The sequence below is a fragment of the Streptomyces sp. NPDC001443 genome (genome assembly GCF_053597355.1).
In genome coordinates, this window is the sequence record NZ_JBSFIA010000017.1 from 1 (window position 1) to 17,994 (window position 17,994).

The 17,994-nt window shown below is 69.0% G+C and carries 18 protein-coding genes and 1 pseudogene; 8 read left to right on the forward strand and 11 right to left on the reverse strand.

Features of this window, described 5'->3' with window-relative positions:
- Positions 1-783 precede the first annotated feature (783 nt).
- From ACWC24_RS19035 to ACWC24_RS19060, 6 genes are all read right to left on the reverse strand, one after another.
- A complete protein-coding gene (locus ACWC24_RS19035) occupies positions 784-957 on the reverse strand; it encodes an alcohol dehydrogenase catalytic domain-containing protein (protein ID WP_450663988.1) in 174 nt (57 codons plus the stop codon).
- Between the two features lie 216 nt (positions 958-1,173).
- Positions 1,174-2,160 (reverse strand): aldo/keto reductase, encoded by a 987-nt coding sequence (locus tag ACWC24_RS19040; protein WP_450663989.1) that lies wholly within the window; start codon positions 2,158-2,160, stop codon positions 1,174-1,176.
- Positions 2,161-2,225: 65 nt separating this feature from the next.
- Positions 2,226-3,071, reverse strand: coding sequence for an SDR family oxidoreductase (locus tag ACWC24_RS19045; RefSeq protein WP_450663990.1), 846 nt, complete (start codon positions 3,069-3,071; stop codon positions 2,226-2,228).
- Positions 3,072-3,144: 73 nt separating this feature from the next.
- Positions 3,145-3,912 (reverse strand): SDR family NAD(P)-dependent oxidoreductase, encoded by a 768-nt coding sequence (locus ACWC24_RS19050; protein WP_450663991.1) that lies wholly within the window; start codon positions 3,910-3,912, stop codon positions 3,145-3,147.
- Positions 3,913-4,123: 211 nt separating this feature from the next.
- Positions 4,124-5,197 carry a zinc-binding dehydrogenase gene (locus tag ACWC24_RS19055; RefSeq protein ID WP_450663992.1) on the reverse strand — a complete coding sequence of 358 codons (1,074 nt, stop codon included), beginning with the start codon at positions 5,195-5,197 and terminating at the stop codon, positions 4,124-4,126.
- 103 nt (positions 5,198-5,300) lie between these two features.
- Positions 5,301-5,675 (reverse strand): DUF2255 family protein, encoded by a 375-nt coding sequence (locus ACWC24_RS19060; protein ID WP_450663993.1) that lies wholly within the window; start codon positions 5,673-5,675, stop codon positions 5,301-5,303.
- Positions 5,676-6,012: 337 nt separating this feature from the next.
- Here ACWC24_RS19060 and ACWC24_RS19065 point away from each other — a divergent pair, with 337 nt between their 5' ends.
- The 3 genes from ACWC24_RS19065 (at position 6,013) to ACWC24_RS19075 (ending at position 8,863) form a co-directional block, all read left to right on the forward strand.
- A complete protein-coding gene (locus tag ACWC24_RS19065) occupies positions 6,013-6,909 on the forward strand; it encodes a helix-turn-helix domain-containing protein (RefSeq protein WP_450663994.1) in 897 nt (298 codons plus the stop codon).
- A gap of 216 nt (positions 6,910-7,125) precedes the next feature.
- Positions 7,126-8,163 carry a hydroxyacid dehydrogenase gene (locus ACWC24_RS19070; RefSeq protein ID WP_450663995.1) on the forward strand — a complete coding sequence of 346 codons (1,038 nt, stop codon included), beginning with the start codon at positions 7,126-7,128 and terminating at the stop codon, positions 8,161-8,163.
- Between the two features lie 10 nt (positions 8,164-8,173).
- Positions 8,174-8,863, forward strand: a complete 690-nt coding sequence (locus ACWC24_RS19075; RefSeq protein ID WP_450663996.1) for an HAD-IA family hydrolase — start codon at positions 8,174-8,176, stop codon at positions 8,861-8,863.
- Between the two features lie 897 nt (positions 8,864-9,760).
- Here ACWC24_RS19075 and ACWC24_RS19080 read toward each other — a convergent pair.
- Positions 9,761-9,947: pseudogene (locus tag ACWC24_RS19080) on the reverse strand (IS5/IS1182 family transposase); the annotation flags it as partial.
- A 259-nt stretch (positions 9,948-10,206) separates the two neighbouring features.
- Complete coding sequence (locus ACWC24_RS19085) at positions 10,207-10,605, reverse strand: winged helix-turn-helix transcriptional regulator (protein ID WP_450663997.1); 399 nt, start codon at positions 10,603-10,605, stop codon at positions 10,207-10,209.
- Between the two features lie 78 nt (positions 10,606-10,683).
- On the opposite strand from ACWC24_RS19085, the gene ACWC24_RS19090 reads away from it, so the two are divergent.
- Positions 10,684-11,691 carry a zinc-binding dehydrogenase gene (locus ACWC24_RS19090; RefSeq protein WP_450663998.1) on the forward strand — a complete coding sequence of 336 codons (1,008 nt, stop codon included), beginning with the start codon at positions 10,684-10,686 and terminating at the stop codon, positions 11,689-11,691.
- A gap of 38 nt (positions 11,692-11,729) precedes the next feature.
- Here the strand turns inward: ACWC24_RS19090 and ACWC24_RS19095 are convergent, their stop codons facing one another.
- The 3 genes from ACWC24_RS19095 to ACWC24_RS19105 form a co-directional block, all read right to left on the reverse strand.
- Positions 11,730-12,341, reverse strand: coding sequence for a DUF3885 domain-containing protein (locus ACWC24_RS19095; RefSeq protein ID WP_450663999.1), 612 nt, complete (start codon positions 12,339-12,341; stop codon positions 11,730-11,732).
- A gap of 938 nt (positions 12,342-13,279) precedes the next feature.
- The gene (locus ACWC24_RS19100; protein ID WP_450664000.1) at positions 13,280-13,630 is read right to left on the reverse strand and encodes a DUF1330 domain-containing protein; all 351 of its coding nucleotides are present in this window, start codon (positions 13,628-13,630) and stop codon (positions 13,280-13,282) included.
- 17 nt (positions 13,631-13,647) lie between these two features.
- Positions 13,648-13,998 (reverse strand): nuclear transport factor 2 family protein, encoded by a 351-nt coding sequence (locus ACWC24_RS19105; RefSeq protein WP_450664001.1) that lies wholly within the window; start codon positions 13,996-13,998, stop codon positions 13,648-13,650.
- 119 nt (positions 13,999-14,117) lie between these two features.
- Here ACWC24_RS19105 and ACWC24_RS19110 point away from each other — a divergent pair, with 119 nt between their 5' ends.
- The 4 genes from ACWC24_RS19110 to ACWC24_RS19125 all read left to right on the forward strand — a co-directional run bounded on the left by ACWC24_RS19110 (position 14,118) and on the right by ACWC24_RS19125 (position 17,940).
- A complete protein-coding gene (locus ACWC24_RS19110; RefSeq protein WP_450664002.1) occupies positions 14,118-14,897 on the forward strand; it encodes a helix-turn-helix domain-containing protein in 780 nt (259 codons plus the stop codon).
- A gap of 414 nt (positions 14,898-15,311) precedes the next feature.
- Complete coding sequence (locus ACWC24_RS19115) at positions 15,312-15,560, forward strand: hypothetical protein (RefSeq protein ID WP_450664003.1); 249 nt, start codon at positions 15,312-15,314, stop codon at positions 15,558-15,560.
- Between the two features lie 445 nt (positions 15,561-16,005).
- On the forward strand, positions 16,006-17,262 hold the full coding sequence (locus tag ACWC24_RS19120) for an IS256 family transposase (protein WP_450664004.1): 1,257 nt from the start codon (positions 16,006-16,008) through the stop codon (positions 17,260-17,262).
- Between the two features lie 27 nt (positions 17,263-17,289).
- A complete protein-coding gene (locus ACWC24_RS19125; protein WP_450664005.1) occupies positions 17,290-17,940 on the forward strand; it encodes an HAD family hydrolase in 651 nt (216 codons plus the stop codon).
- The last annotated feature ends 54 nt before the right edge of the window (positions 17,941-17,994 follow it).

Consider the following 17,994-nt stretch of genomic DNA (forward strand, 5'->3'; position numbering starts at 1 on the left):
CACTCAACGCCTTCGACATCACCTTCGACGGCCGCCTCTCAGCAGCCCGGCAGTAACTCCAACAACCCCAGTTACACCGCTCGTTTGACAGACCCGACCCGCCTGTGCCGCTGCCGTGGACGCCAGCCGAAGCGCCGAACCGGCTGAGAGGTGAACACCGGTACGGATTCCAGGTCCCGTACCGGCCAAACAACCTAATCTCCGCCGAATAGCCAAGTGGTCGACCACCTGCGTGGCCAGCGCCCATCGAGGACCAACTGCGGGCGGAAGGCCACGTCACCCGTGAACGAGTTCATCAGCGTGCCGAGTTGGCACGTATCCGACCGAATCGCTGGGTCGGTACGCGTGCTCATACGGCAACGACACCAGCTCCGGTTGTGGCATCTCCTGTCCCGGAGCGAATCCCACCCGTTCGAGTGACAGGTGACAGGTGACAGATCGACCGCCCGCCCGGTCTCGACTTCGGTGGCGCCGATGCCCAGGGCGGAGCTCATGGCGTGGATCGCGTCGCCCATGATGGTCACGTTGGAGGGTTCCCAGGCGCCGAGGGCACGCAGCTGCGGCACTTGAGAGCCTGGACGGTGGTGGTGTCCCACAGGCGGACCGTTTCGACCAGGGCGGGGTGCCAGGTGTCGACGCGCTGCAGGGCATGCGCCTTGAGTTTGTCGGGACTGGCAGTGAACAGCTCGTCGTCGGGGAGCATTTGGTCGGCGAGGGAGTTGAAGATGCTCAGCGCCTAGTCAGCGGTGGCCTCACGCCGGAAGTCGGGCTCCTGCTCCGCGGTCAGCGGCTCTCGCCCTCCATGGGGCGGACGTCGTCTGCGATCTCGTCGATTGTCCCTGCCACGTCCATGCCGGGGATGAACGGCGGCTCCACGTTCCGGTACCAGTCCGTGAGGGAGCCGTCGCGCATCAGGTCGGCCGGGTTCACCCCGGCCGCGCGTACCCGTACGCGCACCTGGCCGGGACCGGCACGTGGTTCGGGGAGGTCTGCGACGTGGAGGATCTGGGGGCCGCCGTACGAGGACAGGTCGATGGCCCTTATGGAAAAGCTCCTGGTCGGATCGGTGAGAGGCAGAGGGGAGGAAGGGAAGGCGCACGCAGGGCATGCTTCACCTTGCGTGCGCCGTTGTGACGCTTGTTGCGCCGGTGCGCCGGTGCGCTGTTGTGCTGGTCAGCGGTCGATGCTGGCCATGTTCGCCTCGTCGTGGCGCTCGCCCGAGGCGGGGGTGAGGTTGTTGAGGCGGTCGAGTTGTGTGGCGCTGAGTTCGATGGCGTCGGCGGCGGTGTTCTCCTCGACGCGCGCGATCCGCCGGGTTCCGGGGATGGGGGCGATGTCGTCGCCGCGGGTCAGCAGCCATGCCAGCGCGGTCTGGGCCGGGGTGGCGCCGATCTCGGCGCCGATGGCCTGCACTTCGTCGACGATCGCCAGGTTGCGCTGGAAGTTCTCGCCGGTGAAGCGCGGGTTGGTCTTGCGCCAGTCGTTGTCGGTGAAGTCGTCGACGGTGCGGATCTGGCCGGTCAGCAGGCCGTGCCCGAGGGGCGAGTAGGGCACGAAGCCGATGCCGAGCTCGCGCAGCAGCGGGAGGATCTCGGCCTCGACGTCGCGGGTCCACAGCGAGTACTCCGTCTGCAGCGCGGCCACCGGGTGCACGGCGTGGGCGCGGCGGATGGTGGCGGGGCCTGCCTCGGAGAGGCCGATGTGGCGGATCTTGCCCTCGGTGACCAGCTCGGCCAGCGCGCCGACGGTGTCCTCGATGGGGGTGTTCGGGTCGACGCGGTGCTGGTAGAAGAGGTCGATGTGGTCGGTGCCGAGCCGCTTGAGGGAACCTTCGACCGCGGCCTTCACGTTGCGTGGGCTGCTGTCGATCACGCCAAGGTCGGGGCTGCCATTGGCGTAGGACACGAGACCGAACTTCGTGGCGATGACGACGTCGTCGCGGCGCCCCTTGATGGCCTTGCCGACAAGTTCCTCGCTGTGGAAGGGGCCGTAGCCCTCGGCGGTGTCGATGTGCGTGACGCCGAGGTCCAGCGCCCGGTGAATGGTGCGGATCGATTCGGCGTCGTCCAGGCCGCCGCCGGTGGTGTAGGTACCGGCCATGGTCATGGCGCCCAGGCCGATGCGCGAGACATCGAGCCCGCCCAGGGATATGTGCTTCATCGGATACTCCGTACTTCGCGGTGAGCGTCAGCCATGGCTGGCTGACGGGGTGGGAGACAGCGCCGTCAGGCGGTGGCGTCGTCGTGGCCGAGGTTGCCGCCGAGTTCGCGGGAGGCCTGGGCCTGGGCGAGGAGTTCCCTGGCCTTGGCCTCGACGCCCTCGATGGCGTCGGCGCCGGCTACGAAGCGCAGCGGCGGCTCGGTCTGGTCGGCGATGGTGAGCAGGGCGCGGGCGAGCTTGGCGGGGTCGCCGCCCTGCTGGCCGTTCATGCTCTTCCAGGCTGCGATGGTGGCGGTGGTGCGCTCGGCGTAGTCGGCGATGGTCGGCTCGGGCCAGGTGGTGGAGGCGTCCACGAGCAGCTCGGTGCGGAAGAAGCCCGGCTCCACGACGGTGGTGCGGATGTTGTAGGGCTCGACGTCGTAGCGCAGCGACTCCATCCAGCCCTCCACGCCGAACTTGGAGGCGGCGTAGGCGACGCAGAACTCCTGGCCGATCAGGCCGGCGGAGGAGGAGAGGGTGATGATGTGCCCGTCACGCTGCTCGCGGAGGATGGGCAGGATGGCGCGGGTGACGTTCATCGGGCCGAAGAGGTTGGTCTCGAACTGCTGGCGCATCTGCTCGGCAGTGATCTCTTCGAAGTAGCCGGCGTAGAAGTTGCCGGCGTTGTTGATCAGTACGTCGATGCGGCCGAAGCGGTCGACGGCGGCCTGGGCGGCGGCCTCGGCGTCCTGAGGGCTGGTGATGTCCAGCTTGGTGGTCAGGAGGTTTTCCTGCGGTCCACCCAGGGTCTTCTCGACCTCCTCGGGGCGCCGTCCGGTGGCGATGACCTGGTGGCCGGCGGCGAGGGCTTCGCGGGCGATGTCGGTGCCCAGGCCACGGCCGGCGCCGGTGACGAAGATGACCTTGCTCATGGGGAGGACTCGTTTCTGTCGGGTGCCGTGGGCGGCGCCTGCGGGGTGGGTGTGGTGCGGGCGAGTGGTGAGGTCAGGCCTGATCGGTGGGCATGATCCACAGTTCGCCGATGGAGGCGTGGCGGGGGCGGGTGACCATGTAGGCGACGCCGTCGGCAATGTCCTCGGGCTGCAGGACCTCGGTCTGCTCGTAGAACGTGGCGGTCGCTTCACGGATGTCGGGCTTGTGGTCGTTGTGCGAGGCGAGCTCGGTGGCCACGCCGCCGGGCTCCAGGACGCCGACGCGTACGTGGCGCTGGGTGATCTCCTTGCGCAGGGACTCGGTGAAGCCGTTCACGCCGAACTTGGTGAGGTTGTAGACGCCGTAGCCGTTCCAGGCCTCGCGGCCGGCGATCGAGCTGATGTTGACGATGTCGGCGACCTGGCGCGGGGCGTCCTCGGCGGCCTTGAGCAGGTGCGGGAGGGCGGCGTGGGTGGTGTGCAGGAGTCCCTGGACGTTGACGGCGATCATGCGCTCCCACTCCGTGGGGTCCGCGCCGACGACGGGGCCGAGCAGCATCAGGCCAGCGTTGTTGACCAGGATGTCCAGGCGTCCGAAGTGCTCGACGGTCTGCTGCACGGCCGCCCCGGCCTTCGCGGCGTCGGTGATGTCCGCCTCCACCGCCAGGGCGGTACCGCCGGCGGCGGTGATCTGTGCGGCGAGGTCGTCGAGGCGGTCCTTGCGGCGGGCCACCAGGGCCACCGAGGCGCCCTGCTCGGCGAGCTGTCGGGCGGTGGCGGTGCCGATACCGCTGCTCGCGCCGGTGACCAGTGCGACGGTGCCGGTGAGCTTAGAAGTCATGGGGAGGATCCGTTCTGCTGGCGCGCCGCACATCCATCGATGCGGGCACTCTGCTTATTTCTCGCTAAAGAGGTGAAAGCTTCCCTACATCCAGGCAATCACCCGGGGGGCCCGCGTGGGGCGCTGTAAGGAGCACCCCTCTTCCGGGGGTCTGCCAGTTCCCCTGCGGGGAGCACGGCGGGACCGGGGCTCCGTGCAGTCGTGTTGACTGTCAGCCGACGATGACGACCGGCTTGACGACGCTCTGGTCGCGGCTGCGCATCAGTTCCAGGCTGGCTGCGAGGCTGTCCCAGCCGTGCAGCACGTGGGTGGCCAGCGGCTGGGTGTCGAGCTTGCCGTTCGCGATCAGCAGCAGGAGCCGTTCCATGTAGTCGCGGCCCTGGTTGGCCTGGGCCGCGGTGAGGAACTTCTCCATCACGCCGTAGTTCCAGACGTCCATCGGGAGCGTCACGGTCTCGTCGTCGAAGAAGCCCGAGACCACCGACACGTGGCCGCCGAACTTGGTGATCTTCATGGCCGTGCCGATCTGGTCGCTCGCGCTGCCGCCGCTGGCGACCAGCGCGCTGTCGACCTGTACGCCACCGGTCAGCGCCATGATTTGCCCGTAGACGTCGCCCTGCTTGTAGTCGACGAGGTCGGTCGCCCCGTACTGGCTCGCGAGAGCCATGGTGTTCGGGCGCGAGCCGACAGCGATGATGCGGCCCGCTCCGCGCAGTGCTGCCGCGGCCACCCCCATCAGTCCCACCGGGCCGACCCCCAGGATCACCACGACCTCACCGAACTGGATCTCCATCCGCTCCACACCGGTGAAGCCGGTGGCGGCCATGTCGTCGACGGACACCGCCTGCACGTCGGTGACCTGGTCGGGGATGCGCGCCAGGTTGGAGTCGGCGTCGAAGCACTTGACCAGTTCGGAGAACCAGCCGCCGTTGGTCGGGTCCTCGGAGAAGTACGGGCTCTTGCTCTGGTGGAACTTGCCCTCACCGCGCTGGGCCCTGGGGTGGCGCCAGTCGGCAAGGCCTGCGGGAAGGACGACACGGTCCCCGGGAGTGAAGTCGGCGACCTGGTCACCGACCTGCTCGACGACTCCGACTGCCTCGTGACCGATCACCTTGCCGAGCGCGTTGGGCAGCGACAGCGAGTCGATGAGATGTACGTCGGTCGTGCAGGTCGCCACCGCGGTCGGGCGGACCAGGGCGTCGTACGGTCCGATCTCCGGGACCGGGACCTCCTGCCAGTCGGCACGGCCCTTCTCCTGGATGACGTAACCCTTCATGGTCTTCATGCGGGGGTATTTCCTCTCGCGCCGCCTCGTCGACGGCCAGGGGTGGTGCCCTGCGTCCGCCGGTGGGTACGGGTGTCAATGCGTGTGTGCGGGCTGCTGGGTTTCAGCGGGGCGAAATGCGGACGGTTGCCGCCTTCGGCCCGCTGCCCTGCATGATCGGGACGGCGTCGCTGCCCGGGTACTTCGCCTCGTAGGCGGCGTCGATCGCGGCGTCGAGGTCGCCGCCGCCGGCGGGCTCGAAGACGACGTCGTGGAACTCTCCGGCGACCCGCACGCGGCCGACCCGCTGGCTGACGGCCGCCCGGTGCCAGCTCGAGGACTGCCCGTTGGCGGCGCGCACGTAGACGTCGCCGTCCACGACGAGCGCCCAGGTCTGGGTCGGGGTGCCGTAGGTGGTGCCGTCCGCACGGAAGGGGGCGACGAACAGGTCGGTGTTCTCGGCGATCGTGCGGAGGTCTGCGGGGCTCCAGGAAGTCATGACGGTCCTTCTCTCGGACGCGGTGCGGGGTGGTGGGGTGAGACCGGCTGAAGGCCGTGCGTGCGGCGCTGCTCGCGCAGACGCCGGTGCGACGTCGGTGGCCGGGGTGCTCAGCCGTGGCACGCTCACGACGTGGGGTGCTGAGGGATCCTGTTCCGGCCCCTGCAGCATTTCCGCCGCTGTTGGGAGTCTGATCGGGATGCCGGTTTCTGTCTGTTCTCCAGGCAACCACCCGTGGGGCCTGCGTGGGGCGCCGTACGGGGCACCCCTCTTCCGGGGGTCTGCCAGTACCCCTTTACGCACGGTCGGCCCGCGGCGCCCGCCGTACCGTGGACTCATGGACCACAGCACCGAGATCCGCGAGTTCCTGCGCACTCGCCGGGCCCGGATCACCCCGGAGGAGGCGGGCCTGACCCCGCATCCCGGCGCCCGCCGGGTACCGGGGCTACGGCGCGAGGAAGTCGCCCAGCTCGCCGGGGTAAGCGTCGACTACTACGTGAGACTGGAGCGCGGCCGCACCCAGGGCGTCTCCCGCACGGTCCTAAACGCCGTCGCCCGCGCCCTGCGCCTGGACGACGCCGAATGCTCCCACCTCTTCGACCTCGCCCAGCCCACCGACGCCCGCCCCCGCCGCAAGCGGCCCCTCGCCCCCCAGCGCGTCCACCCCGCCCTGTACCAGGCCCTGGACGCCATCAGCACTCCGGCGATGGTCCTGGGGCGCCGCATGGACGTCCTGGCCACCAACCACCTCGCCACCGCCCTGTACACCGACTTTCAGGCCCGCCCGCACGCCGAGCGCAACTTCCTGCGCTACCTCTTCCTCGACGAGGCCGCCCGCACCCTGTACGGCGACCACTGGGACAAGGCCGCCGCCGAAACCGTCGCCACGCTGCACCTATACGCAGGAAGCCACCCCGACGACCCCCAACTCACGGATCTCATCGGCGAGTTGTCCCTGCACGATAGGGACTTCCGCAGCATGTGGGCCGACCACGACGTCCGCGCCCACGCCACCGGCACCAAACACCTCCACCACCCACTCGTCGGCGACCTCACCCTCGACTACGTCACCCTGGACGTCGTCGGCGCCCCCGACCAGTCCCTCATCATCCTCACCCCCGAACCCGCCTCCCCCTCCGCCGAAGCCCTCTCCATACTCGCCAGCTGGACTGGTACCGCCACTGCCGCTTCCGCGCCGGACCCCGCTGAAGACACACGAGACCGGACCGGCTGACGTCCGCGACGGCGCGATGCATGGAAGCGGCATGCCAGGACAACCCTCCCTGACACCTTGCGCCGATCGCCGTCATCCGGGCGTACGCGACCTCAGGACGCCAACGGACCCATCCCGCACAAAGCGGCCAACGACGTCCTCGCCCCCAGGTCCCCGGAGCCCGGAGTGCCAAGTCACGACCGACGAGCCGCTGCCCGTACCCACGCAAGGAGTCCTGTGAACACCCCATCCTCCAGCCCCGCCAAACCCGTGGTGGTCCTGCGCCCCGCCCCGCAGCGCACGGACCGCATCTTCACCCCCGCCGCCCTGGACTCGCTCCGTGACCGCTTCACCGTGGTGGACCTGGAGAAGGACCCCGCCGAAGAAGCCCTGGAGGAGGTACTGCCCGACGCCTTCGCGATCGTCGGACAGCCCGACCTGCCGGCCGAACGGCTCGCCGCCGCAGGCAAGTTGCGGGCTCTGCTGAACGTCGAGGGAAACTTCTTCCCCAACGTCGACTACGCGACCTGCTTCGAGCGCGGCATCCACATCTTGGGCTGCGGGCCCGCCTACGCCCAGGCGGTCGCCGAGTACTCCCTCGCACTCGCCCTCGACCTGGCCCGCGGCATCAGCCGTGAGGACCGCGCCTTCCGAGCCGGACAGGAACGGTACGTATCCGACGGCAACGCCGACGCCGTCCTGCTGCACGGCTCCGACGTGGGCCTGGTCGGCTTCGGCAACCTCGGCCGCAGCCTGAACCGGCTCCTCGCCCCCTTCAGGCCCACCCTGCGCGTCTACGATCCCTGGCTGCCGCCCGGCGTCCTGCGCGAACACGGCGTGCTCCCCGCCTCGTTGGACGAGACCCTGACCCGCAGCCGCTTCGTGTTCGTCCTGGCCACCGCCACGGACGACAGCCGCCACCTGATCGGGGAACGCGAACTCGCCCTGCTGCCGGACGGTGCCCGCCTCGTCCTGGTCAGCCGCGCCCCGGTCGTCGACTACCCAGCCCTGCTCGACCATGTCGCACGCGGACGCCTCCTCGCAGGCATCGACGTATGGCCGAACGAACCGGTTGCCGCCGACGACCCGGCCCGCGACCTCGACGGCCTCGTACTCTCCGCACACCGCGCGGGCGGCATCCCACAAGCCTTCCAGGCCATCGGCGACATGGTCCTCGACGACCTGACCCTCCTCGCCCAGGGACTCCCGCCCGTGCGTATGCAGAGTGCCGCCCGCGAACTGGTCGGCCGCTACCGCAACCGTCCCGTGAGCTGAAGAGGCCCCGATGACCGCACAGCAGCCCCACCCGTCCCACCCGCCGACAGCCCTCGACATCCCCTGCCAGGGCCTGCTCTTCGACAACGACGGCGTCCTGGTCGACTCCGACCACGGCGTCGACCAGGCATGGAGCCAGTGGGCCCGCGACCGCGACCTGCCCCCGGAACAGGTAACCGCCATGGTGCACGGCCGCCGTTCGGCCGACACCGTCGCCCTCCTGGTGACCGACCCGAAGGAGCGAGAAGCCGCGCTCGCCGCAATCGACCGCCTGGAGGTCGAGGCCGCAACCACTACCACCGCGCTTCCTGGCGCCCGCGACTTCCTCACAAGCCTGCCCTACGACCGGTGGGCGGTGGTGACCTCGGGAGTCACCGCCCTGGCCCGGGCCCGCCTCGCCGCAGCGGGACTGCCCACACCACCCGTGCTCATCACCGCGGACGACGTCAGCCATGGCAAACCGGCGCCCGACGGCTACCACACGGCAGCCGACAGCCTGGGCTTCGCCCCGGCGCGGACCGTTGTCTTCGAGGACAGCACCGCGGGGGCGAAGGCCGGAGCCGCGGCGGGCGCCACCGTCATCGGAGTCGGACAGCGCGGACTGGCCACCGACGCCACCTTCGTCGTCCGCGACCTACGCGGCCTAACCTGGCACGACGGCGTCCTCAGCCTCGCCGCCGCGGACCTGCTGCGGTTCTGACCACGCCTTACGCGGCACGCCCGAGACCCAGTCCTCCGGCCGCTACCCAAAGGCACACAGCGGGTCTCAGCTGCCCCGCCCCGCTCCGTTGCCACCGGGACTGGTGTGACCGGGATCGTCACCGCTACCGGAATCCCGGGCGGCAGCAACGGCCAGCTCATGCAGCTGTGTTGGTCCTTGGCGTATCGGTTCAAGAGCCGGAGCGGGAAGCCAGGGGCGCTGCGCCCATTCGACTCGCCCGAGGCCCTGAGCCGACCCCACCCTCCACGAAGGCCCCGGCCGAGCGTTTCACCGGCGCCGTCTACCTCAACATGATCGAGGCCCCCACCGAGCCCGCCCGCCCTGGTGCGATTCACCCCCGGCGCCCGCACCAAACTTCCGCGAGACGTGAGTCAAGTTGCCCACAGAACTCCGAGACTGCCCACTCTTCGCTGAGACGGGACGGCCGGAGTCGACCCTCACTCTCGGTAGCGGCCGGGATGCATAGCAGCTCGCTCGCAAAGAACGGTGGCCATTCGCAAACTGTGCTGGCCAGTCACAGTTCCACAGCCTGCTTCGCCATCCCGCATGCTCGAATCCCAGTTCGACAATATGAGCAGAGGAGGCGGTGCGCTTCGAACCGGTGATGGACTTCGGTAGCGACGCCGAGGCGGCCCGGGCGGCCGCGTTCAGCGAGCCGTGACCCTGCACGATCCGCGCGGGCGCGTTCCGGATCCCACTGCACCGGCCCATGCTGTCGATCCCGGGAACGAACACGCAGCTCACCGTGCCACCGGTGGCTGTCGGCCATGGCGTGGCGGCCGACCGCGGTCTGCCGCGGTTCGACCTCACCGAATCCGAGCCGATGGAGCTCGGCCGTGGCCTCTACGGGCCGCTCGAACGTTTCGAAGGCTACGTTGCCGACAGCGCGTGGTTGACGGTGCGCCGGGTTGGTGACAGGTCGCAACCGAGTGGGCGTCTGACCGGTGTGGTGACCCACGGGGCCGGCGCCGATACAGGCACGGTCGGCAAGGACCGGGACGCCTTGGCGTTCGCAGAACCGGATGATCCGGTGGGTACGGGCCGCGGTCAGGTCACAGGTCCGGCATTGCAGGTGGAAACGGACACCCCTTGTCGACGGGTCTGGACACCACTTGTCGATCACAGGGCCGCGAAATGTCGATGAGAACTGACACCGCTTCGGCAGGGACAGCCGCCGTTCGCAGGCGTTGACGATGGGTGCCGCCGCCCGTTTCAGGACCTGTCCGGGCGATCACGCAGGTCTTGTGACGCCGATGGTGAGCCCTTCGCTGTCCGCTGGCCGTCGCTGAATTGCAGAAGCCCGAGAGCCGGTCCGGGCCCGTTCAGCCGGCGTCGGGTCCCTGCTCCGCCGCGGTGTCGTAGGCGGCGCGGGCCTCGGCGACCGCGGACCGATGCCGCTCGGCCCAGCCCACCAGCCCGGTCAGTGAGGTGTGGAGTTCCCAGGCCATGGGGGTGAGGCTGTACTCCACCTTGGGCGGCACGGTCGGATACACGGTGCGAACGAGTAGTCCGTCCCGCTCGAGCCTGCGCAGGTTGAGGGTGAGCATCCGTCGGCTGATGCCGTTGATGGCGCGTTCCAGTTCGGTGAAGCGGACCGGGCCGTGGGCGGCGGCGATCAGGATCCCGATGCTCCACTTGCCCGCCACGCGGTCGAGTACCTCGGTGACCGGGCAGGCTTCGTCCCTCAGCGCCTCGGCAACACGCGTGTGACTGCGTGACATAAATGTGCCTCCTTCCGCTGGCGAGCAAGGTTACCGACGATAGCTGCTGTAACACGTCGTGAACCGAAGGAAGAAGACATGTCCGTGCGTGCTCTCGTCGTCGATCCGTCCGCGCCCGCCGCTGTCCGCCTCGCCGAGGTTCCCGATCCCGTGCCCGGCCCGGGCCAGGTCCTGGTGGACGTCTCTCACGCCTCGTTGAACTATGGCGACCTCAACGACGCCCGCTCCGGTCGCGTCCCCGTGGGTGCAGTGCTTGGTTCGGACGCTGCCGGAACGGTGGTTCAAGCCGCAGCCGACGGAACCGGCCCGGCGGTGGGGACCCAGGTGGTGGCCCTGACCTCGGGGGCGTTCGCCGAGCGCGTCGCGATCGACGCGGGTGCGCTTGCCGAGATACCGAAAAGCCTGGAACCGGCGCGGGCGGTCGCCCTGCCGGTCGCCGGAGTGGCCGCACTGCGCTCGCTGCGGGCCGCCGGGCTCGGACCGGGCAAGAGGGTGCTGATCACCGGCGCCTCCGGCGGAGTCGGCCGGTTCGCCGTCCAGTTGGCGGCGCGGGCCGGTGCGCATGTGATCGCGTCCGTGGGCTCGGCCCCCCGCAGGGAGGGGCTGGCCGAGGTCGGTGCCGACGAGGTGCTGATCGGACTGGAAGGACTCCGGCGACCGGTCGACGTGGTCATCGACAGTGTCGGCGGCCCCCAACTGGTGGCGGTGTGGAACCTGCTCGCTCCCGGAGGCAGCGTGCAGAGCGTCGGCTGGACGTCCGGGGAGCCGGCGGTCTTTGCGCCGTATGCGACCGTCGGCCCGGCCAAATCGCTGACCTCATTCGTCATCGAGGGCGACACCGGCGCGGACCTGGCCGTTCTCACCGAGCTGGCCGCCGAGGGGGCCGTCACCGTCGAGATCGGCTGGCAAGGATCCTGGGACCGCTTCCACGAGGCAGCCGAGGCGCTTCGCGGGCGCCGGATCCCCGGAAAAGCGGTCCTGGAGGTGGCACGCGGTGAGCTGCACGCCCCGATGCCTTCTCCGCAGGACCAGGTCTGGCCGGACGAGGGCCGAACGGGCTCACGCGGGGCACACGCGGCGAGATGACGCCGTAGCGGAGGAGGCCCACTCGGTCCGCGTCCGGATCACGACCCCTGCGGCGTCGACGGCAGCCACGCGGCATAGACGCCGGCGAGTTCATCCCGCATCCCGACGCTCTCCGCGAAGACGTCCACGCCGCCGTCATAGGGGTGGACAGCCCAAGAGCAGGCGGGTTCGGTCAGGATGACGCCGTCCGTCATGTCGTCGGCCACGCAGAGCAGGAGCCGATCCAGCGCGGAATCGCGCAGGTCCGTCGCGGAGACGTAGAAGTGCCACCACGAGTGGAAACCCGGCTCGGTGGCCAGGTCATCGCTTCGCCAGTGCGCGGCCCCGGGCGTGGTGGCAGCAACCGTACTGTCCCGTGGGGTCGGAGCACCGGTCGCGGACCAGGAACAGGTGATCGCCACCAGTCCTCCGCCGCCGGCTGGGGCGACGTCGAGGAGATCCCCCAGAAGCGCGTGGTGACGATCCAAAATCTCGGCATGCTCCGCGTCTGAGGTCGCATACCTCTTGCCCTCAGGGAGGGCGTGGAAGCGGACCCAGCGCTCCGGGAACCGGTGACGCAAACGGCCGGCTTCCGGCGGGCACTCAGGCCACGACCTGTCCCAGGCACCATCGAGTCCAGCAATGTCCACCGACTGGTCTCCGCCCCTCATGGCGCCGCAACATAGTCGATCTTGTTGTTGGTGGACAGCGAAATACAATCCACCCGACGAGGGCACTCGAGAACCACCCCATCCGGCGACGCCAGAAGCTCGTGAGGCATCGTCACGGACCTGCAGTCTCTGGATTGTCGCAGTTCAGAGCCATCATCCGAGCTCCTGCGGTCGGCAAGGCAACGTGGCGGAACCGGCCCCACGACGGGCTGCGCCACCCTGCCCTGCCGAAATGCGCCCTCACACCGAACCGGACATGGGCCGCGCCGATCATCCTCAGCGGACACGTCCCTGTGCCGCCGGCGGGGGCCGACTACCTCGAACTACTGCCCGTGCGCTGGCAGCCCGTCACCGACCGCGGTCTCCGTCCAAACCACCGCACCTACGACGACGTGCCGGACCCCACCCCGGCTGGCACTCCCCCACGCCGGCAAGGACCGCAAGTGGGAAATCCACCACAACCCACGACGTCCGCCGGATCTGGATCCGCGTCCTTGAAAGCGATGCACCGCTCCTCGCTGAACAAGAACGCGTCAACCGCGAAACCATCCCGGTCGGTGCAAGGAACACGAGTGACCGCGCACTGGCGGCGCTGCAGGCCGGGTACGGAAAGCAACCGTCGATCGTCGGAGCGCCCGGCCATCCCCACGGGCGCGGGAAGCAGACGACGTCGCTGGCCGCCAACGATCCGAGCGACGTGCTGTGGCCCGTGCGCGGCTGCGCGCTCCCCCGATGCCGACGGGTCCTCGCCAACTGCCTGGTGTACCGCCGGGAGCGTCTCGCCAGGTCGCGCACGCGCTCGACCAGCCCGGCATCGAGCCGGCGACGCTTCCCGTCGACGTCGCCGAACATCCGGATCTGCGGTGCCAGGTGATCGGGATCGTTCCCGGCGACGTCGACGGGAAGCTGCGGGGCACCGCTGAGTGCCCGGTCCGCGCTCAGTTCGTCGGCCCGGCCGGGGCGTTGTGAAGCGGGAACGGTTGCCGGATCTTGTCGCTTGCGCGATAGCTGTCGGGTACACCCTCGACCAGTGCGACCCTTGAGGTCGCGTGCTCCGTGCGGAGCGGCAGGATCGCCTGGTAGCCCGGCGACTCGTACCGCTCCTGCGCGCGGGCCGGATCGGAGAACTCGAGTGTCACGATGCCGCCGTTCCAGGTTCCCTCGTGCACGACGAGCCGTCCGCCGTGCACGAGGAAGCGTCCGCCGTACGGTGCCATCGTGGTCTCGATCCGCTCGAGGTACTCCACGGTCTCCGGGCAGATGTCGACGTTGTCCAGGTAACCGATCACGTACCCGCGCGGCGCCGTCAGGCCGGCACCTTGTCCAGGAAACCGTGTACGTCCTGGATCCGGCCCGACTCGTCCAGCACCAGGACGTCGAACCCGATCACCAGCGGCTCGGCTCCCTCCGGACCCAGGCCCCAGCGGAATCGCACCTGACGATGGTGAGCGTCGGCCTCACCGACCTCGGTGAAAACAAACCCCGGAAACTGCGCCTGGACGCCGTCGACGACCGCAGCGATCCCCTCATGGCCGCAGACCTCGGCCAGCGGATCGGTGTAGGTCGCCTCGGGCGACCAGTACTCGGAGATCAACGCCGCCCGCTCCTCACCGGTCGCGTTCCAGGTGGCCAGGTACTGCTGGACGATGTCCTTCATGTTCATTTCTCCCGCTCGTCTCGATCGGCTGATGTCCCAGATCCTGGCCCGGGCCGGTCATCCGATCCATGACCTCACAGGTCATGGCACCCCGGACACGGCGACCTAGACTCGCAGGCATGAGCATTGCAGCCGAAGTCCCGCCGGTCGGTGCGCTGCTGCGGACCTGGCGTGAACGACGCCGGTTCAGCCAGCAGGAGCTGTCCAACCGCTCGCGGGTCTCCACCCGGCACCTCAGCCGGGTGGAGACCGGTAAGGCACACCCGACACCGGAGATGCTCATGCACCTCTCCGACAACCTGGATGTGCCACTGCGTGATCGCAACCAGCTCCTGCTGGCCGCCGGATACGCACCGCGCTATCAGGATCACCAACTGGACGACACGTCGATCGCAGTAGTGATGGACGGCCTGCGCCGACTCCTCGACGCCCACCTGCCGTACCCCGCGCTGCTGTTGGACGATCACTGGGACATCGTCGACGCCAACGCTGCCGTTGATCAGCTCCTGGCCGGTTGCGCGCCGGAACTGCTGGAGCCGCCGATCAATGTGGTCCGGGTCTGTCTGCATCCGGACGGGCTGGCCGGCCGGATCCGCAATCGTACGGAGTGGGGCAGCCATCTGCTACAGCAGGTGAGCCACCGTGCCGAGCGCACCCATGACCAGCGCCACCACGAGCTAGCCGCAGAGATCGCCAAGTACCTCGACAAAACCGATGCCGCCACCCCCCTCACGGGACCAGTGATCACCCTCGAAATCGATGTGGCCGGCACCCCGCTCCGGTTCTTCAGCACCTCCGCCACCCTCAGCACCGCTACCGATGCCGCCTTGGAAGGGCTGCATCTGGAGACGTTCCTGCCGGCCGACGACGAGACCCGACGCCGGTTCGATCAGCGGTAGACCACACCAGAAACCTCCCGCCGCACGCCCGGCTCACGACCCCGGGGCACCCGGGCCGGCGTCCGCGATGTACTCACGCAGGCTTGTTTCACAGGCGGTCGCTCGTGAAACATCCGCCCCGCCCTCCCCTGGCCGTCCCCGTCGGCGGGGACGGCCGTACCGCTGTTCCAGGCGCTCGCCCGGGTCGAGGAAGCCCCCGAGGGGCCGCGGGACGGCTACAGCCGCGCCCAGTTCAAACACTGGAACAAGGGCCTCGAACCCACCGACGATTGCGACACCCGCAAGGAAGTCATCCTCACCGAAGCCCTCGAAGCCCCCACGGTCGGACCGAAGTGCGCGCTGACGGGCGGCCGGTGGTGGTCGCAGTACGACCAGACGTGGATCACCTCAGCGTCCTCCCTCGACGTCGACCACATGGTCCCCTTCGCCGAAGCCTGGGACTCCGGAGCAGCCACCTGGACCGCGACGCGGCGTGAGGCGTACGCCAACGACCAGGGAGCACCGAACAGCCTGATCGCGGTGTCCGGCCGTTCCAACCGCTCCAAGACCGACAAGGACCCAGCGGACTGGCTGCCCGTACCGGCAGACCGCTGCAAGTACGCCGCGGACTGGGTGGCGACACACCCCACTGGCACCCGACCGTCGGCGAACGCGACGCGCTGACCCGCCTCGCCGAAACCTGCCCAGCCGTCACCGTCACCTACGAACAGGTCCCGTAACCGGGCTTCCGGATTCGAGGCCGTCGTCAGTGACCCGGTGCGGAAGTGCCGGGTTCGCGGCGTCGGCCTGAGACCTGGGATGCGCCCACAGTCACCGGGATCGCTCCCGGGCTGTCCTGTGCCACTGAGGATTGAGCGTGTGTCATCGAAATCTGAGTAGCCTGTGTCCCTTGTGGTCTCCGAGGGGCGGTCACGAGTACCCCAGGCCGACGACCAGATCGCATCGGGAAGCGGCGACGCTCTGTCGCATCGCCAGATGGCCGGAGGAGCAATGCTCAAGACCTGTGGATCGACACCGGGAGGAACGCAGCAGGCGTACCTTCCCGAATGATCCTTTGATGGTCACCGAGTAGGCCCGCGTTCGCAGCGCGGGTCGGGAAGGCACGCCCGTGCTCAGCGTAGTGAATGCCGACGGTTCCACCGAGTCCGGCTCCCTGATCGACGAGATCGTCCGGGAGGGCGCCCGACGCATGCTGGCCGCCGCGTTGGAGGCGGAAGTCAACCAGTACATAGCCGAGTTGACTTCCGAGACCGACGAGCACGGGCATCGCCTGGTGGTTCGCAACGGCCACCACCGGCCCCGCACCGTGGTCACCGCTGCCGGCCCGGTCGCGGTAAGAGCCCCGCGGGTGAACGACCGGCAAGTCGACGACGCCACGGGCGAGCGCAAGCGGTTCTCCTCGAAGATCCTCGCGCCGTGGTGCCGCAAGTCCCCGAAGATCTCCGAGGTGCTGCCGCTGCTCTACCTGCACGGACTGTCGTCCGGGGACTTCGTCCCCGCCCTGGAGCAGTTCCTCGGCGGCACCGCTGGCCTGTCCCCAGCGACCGTCACCCGGCTGACCAAGCAGTGGAGCGACGACCACGCCGCCTTCCAGACCCGGGACCTTTCCGACCGCGACTACGTCTACGTCTGGGCCGACGGCGTGCACCCGAAGATCCGCCTCGGCCAGGCCCACTCATGCGTCCTGGTCCTGCTCGGGGTCCGACTGGACGGCACCAAAGAGCTCATCGCCCTGACCGAGGGACTGCGGGAGTCCACCGAGTCGTGGGCCGACATGCTGCGCGACTGCCGCCGGCGCGGCATGCGCGACCCTGAACTGGTCATCGGGGACGGCGCCATGGGCCTGTGGCGGGCGCTCGCCGAGGTGTTCCCGGCTGCCAGGCCGCAGAGGTGCTGGGTTCACAAATCCCGCAACGTCACCAACTGCCTGCCGAAGTCCGCGCAGCCTGGCGCGACGAAGGCGATGCAGGAGATCTACAACGCGGAGGATCGTGGCCATGCCGAGAAGGCGATCGAGGCGTTCGCGAAGACCTACGGCGCCAAGTTCCCCAAGGCCGTCGCGAAGATCATCGACGACCGGGACGAACTGCTCGCGTTCTACGACTTCCCGGCCGAGCACTGGATCCACTTGAAGACCACGAACCCGATCGAGTCGACCTTCTCGACTGTCAAGCTCCGCACCAAGGTCACCCGCGCTGCTGGCAGCCCGGCCGCGGCCTTGGCCATGGTGTTCAAGCTCGTCGAGTCCGCCCAGGCCCGCTGGCGCGCGATCACCGGCGCCCACCTGGTGCCCCTGGTCCGCGCCGGAGCACGGTTCGAGAACGGCGCGTTGGTTGAACGTCTCGGTGGCAGCACAGCTGCCTGACTGGTCAGGTCCTAATAAGCTGAGGGGATGATCAAGCCCATTGAACTCGTCATATTCGACTGCGACGGCGTGCTGGTCGACAGCGAGCGCATCGCCGCGCGCGTGCAGGTGGCCCTCGGAGCTGAGTTGGGCTGGCCACTGACCGAGGACGAGGTCGTGGACCGGTTCATCGGGCGCTCACACGCGGCCATCCGCGAACAGGTCGCGACTCAGCTCGGCGAGGACACAGCCGCGACCTGGTCGGAGAGGTTCGAGCAGCTCCACCGCGAGGCCCTGGACGCCGAGATCGCCCCGGTCGAGGGCCTGCCGGAAGCCCTCGACGCGCTCATCCTGCCGACCTGCGTCGCCTCCAGCGGCTCCCACGACAAGATGCGGCACACCCTCGGCCACACCGGACTCTACGAACGCTTCGCGGGCCGCATCTTCAGCGCCACCGAGGTCGCCCACGGCAAGCCCGCCCCGGACCTGTTCCTGCACGCCGCCCGACAGATGGGTGTCGATCCCGCAGCCTGCGTGGTGGTCGAGGACAGCCAGCCCGGCGTCCGCGCTGCCCGCGCCGCCGGCATGCGGTCTTTCGGCTATGCCGGCGGGCTCACCCCGGCTGAACGACTTGAAGGCCCCGACACCACTGTCTTCTACGACATGCGCGAACTGCCGAAACTCATCGCAGAGCGGTAGTTACCCTGCACGGTCCCATCCACAAGAATCGACAATTGCTCATGCCGGAGTGCC

What these genes read in the sequence shown, in the direction of transcription:
- ACWC24_RS19055 (WP_450663992.1), bottom strand. Translation starts at nt 5,197, where the DNA reads ATGAAGACCATGAAGGGTTACGTCATCCAGGAGAAGGGCCGTGCCGAC.
- ACWC24_RS19115 (WP_450664003.1), top strand. Translation starts at nt 15,312, where the DNA reads ATGGTCCCCTTCGCCGAAGCCTGGGACTCCGGAGCAGCCACCTGGACC.
- ACWC24_RS19050 (WP_450663991.1), bottom strand. Translation starts at nt 3,912, where the DNA reads ATGACTTCTAAGCTCACCGGCACCGTCGCACTGGTCACCGGCGCGAGC.
- ACWC24_RS19060 (WP_450663993.1), bottom strand. Translation starts at nt 5,675, where the DNA reads ATGACTTCCTGGAGCCCCGCAGACCTCCGCACGATCGCCGAGAACACC.
- ACWC24_RS19040 (WP_450663989.1), bottom strand. Translation starts at nt 2,160, where the DNA reads ATGAAGCACATATCCCTGGGCGGGCTCGATGTCTCGCGCATCGGCCTG.
- ACWC24_RS19105 (WP_450664001.1), bottom strand. Translation starts at nt 13,998, where the DNA reads ATGAAGGACATCGTCCAGCAGTACCTGGCCACCTGGAACGCGACCGGT.
- ACWC24_RS19095 (WP_450663999.1), bottom strand. Translation starts at nt 12,341, where the DNA reads ATGAGGGGCGGAGACCAGTCGGTGGACATTGCTGGACTCGATGGTGCC.
- ACWC24_RS19065 (WP_450663994.1), top strand. Translation starts at nt 6,013, where the DNA reads ATGGACCACAGCACCGAGATCCGCGAGTTCCTGCGCACTCGCCGGGCC.
- ACWC24_RS19125 (WP_450664005.1), top strand. Translation starts at nt 17,290, where the DNA reads ATGATCAAGCCCATTGAACTCGTCATATTCGACTGCGACGGCGTGCTG.
- ACWC24_RS19045 (WP_450663990.1), bottom strand. Translation starts at nt 3,071, where the DNA reads ATGAGCAAGGTCATCTTCGTCACCGGCGCCGGCCGTGGCCTGGGCACC.
- ACWC24_RS19090 (WP_450663998.1), top strand. Translation starts at nt 10,684, where the DNA reads ATGTCCGTGCGTGCTCTCGTCGTCGATCCGTCCGCGCCCGCCGCTGTC.
- ACWC24_RS19085 (WP_450663997.1), bottom strand. Translation starts at nt 10,605, where the DNA reads ATGTCACGCAGTCACACGCGTGTTGCCGAGGCGCTGAGGGACGAAGCC.
- ACWC24_RS19110 (WP_450664002.1), top strand. Translation starts at nt 14,118, where the DNA reads ATGAGCATTGCAGCCGAAGTCCCGCCGGTCGGTGCGCTGCTGCGGACC.
- ACWC24_RS19075 (WP_450663996.1), top strand. Translation starts at nt 8,174, where the DNA reads ATGACCGCACAGCAGCCCCACCCGTCCCACCCGCCGACAGCCCTCGAC.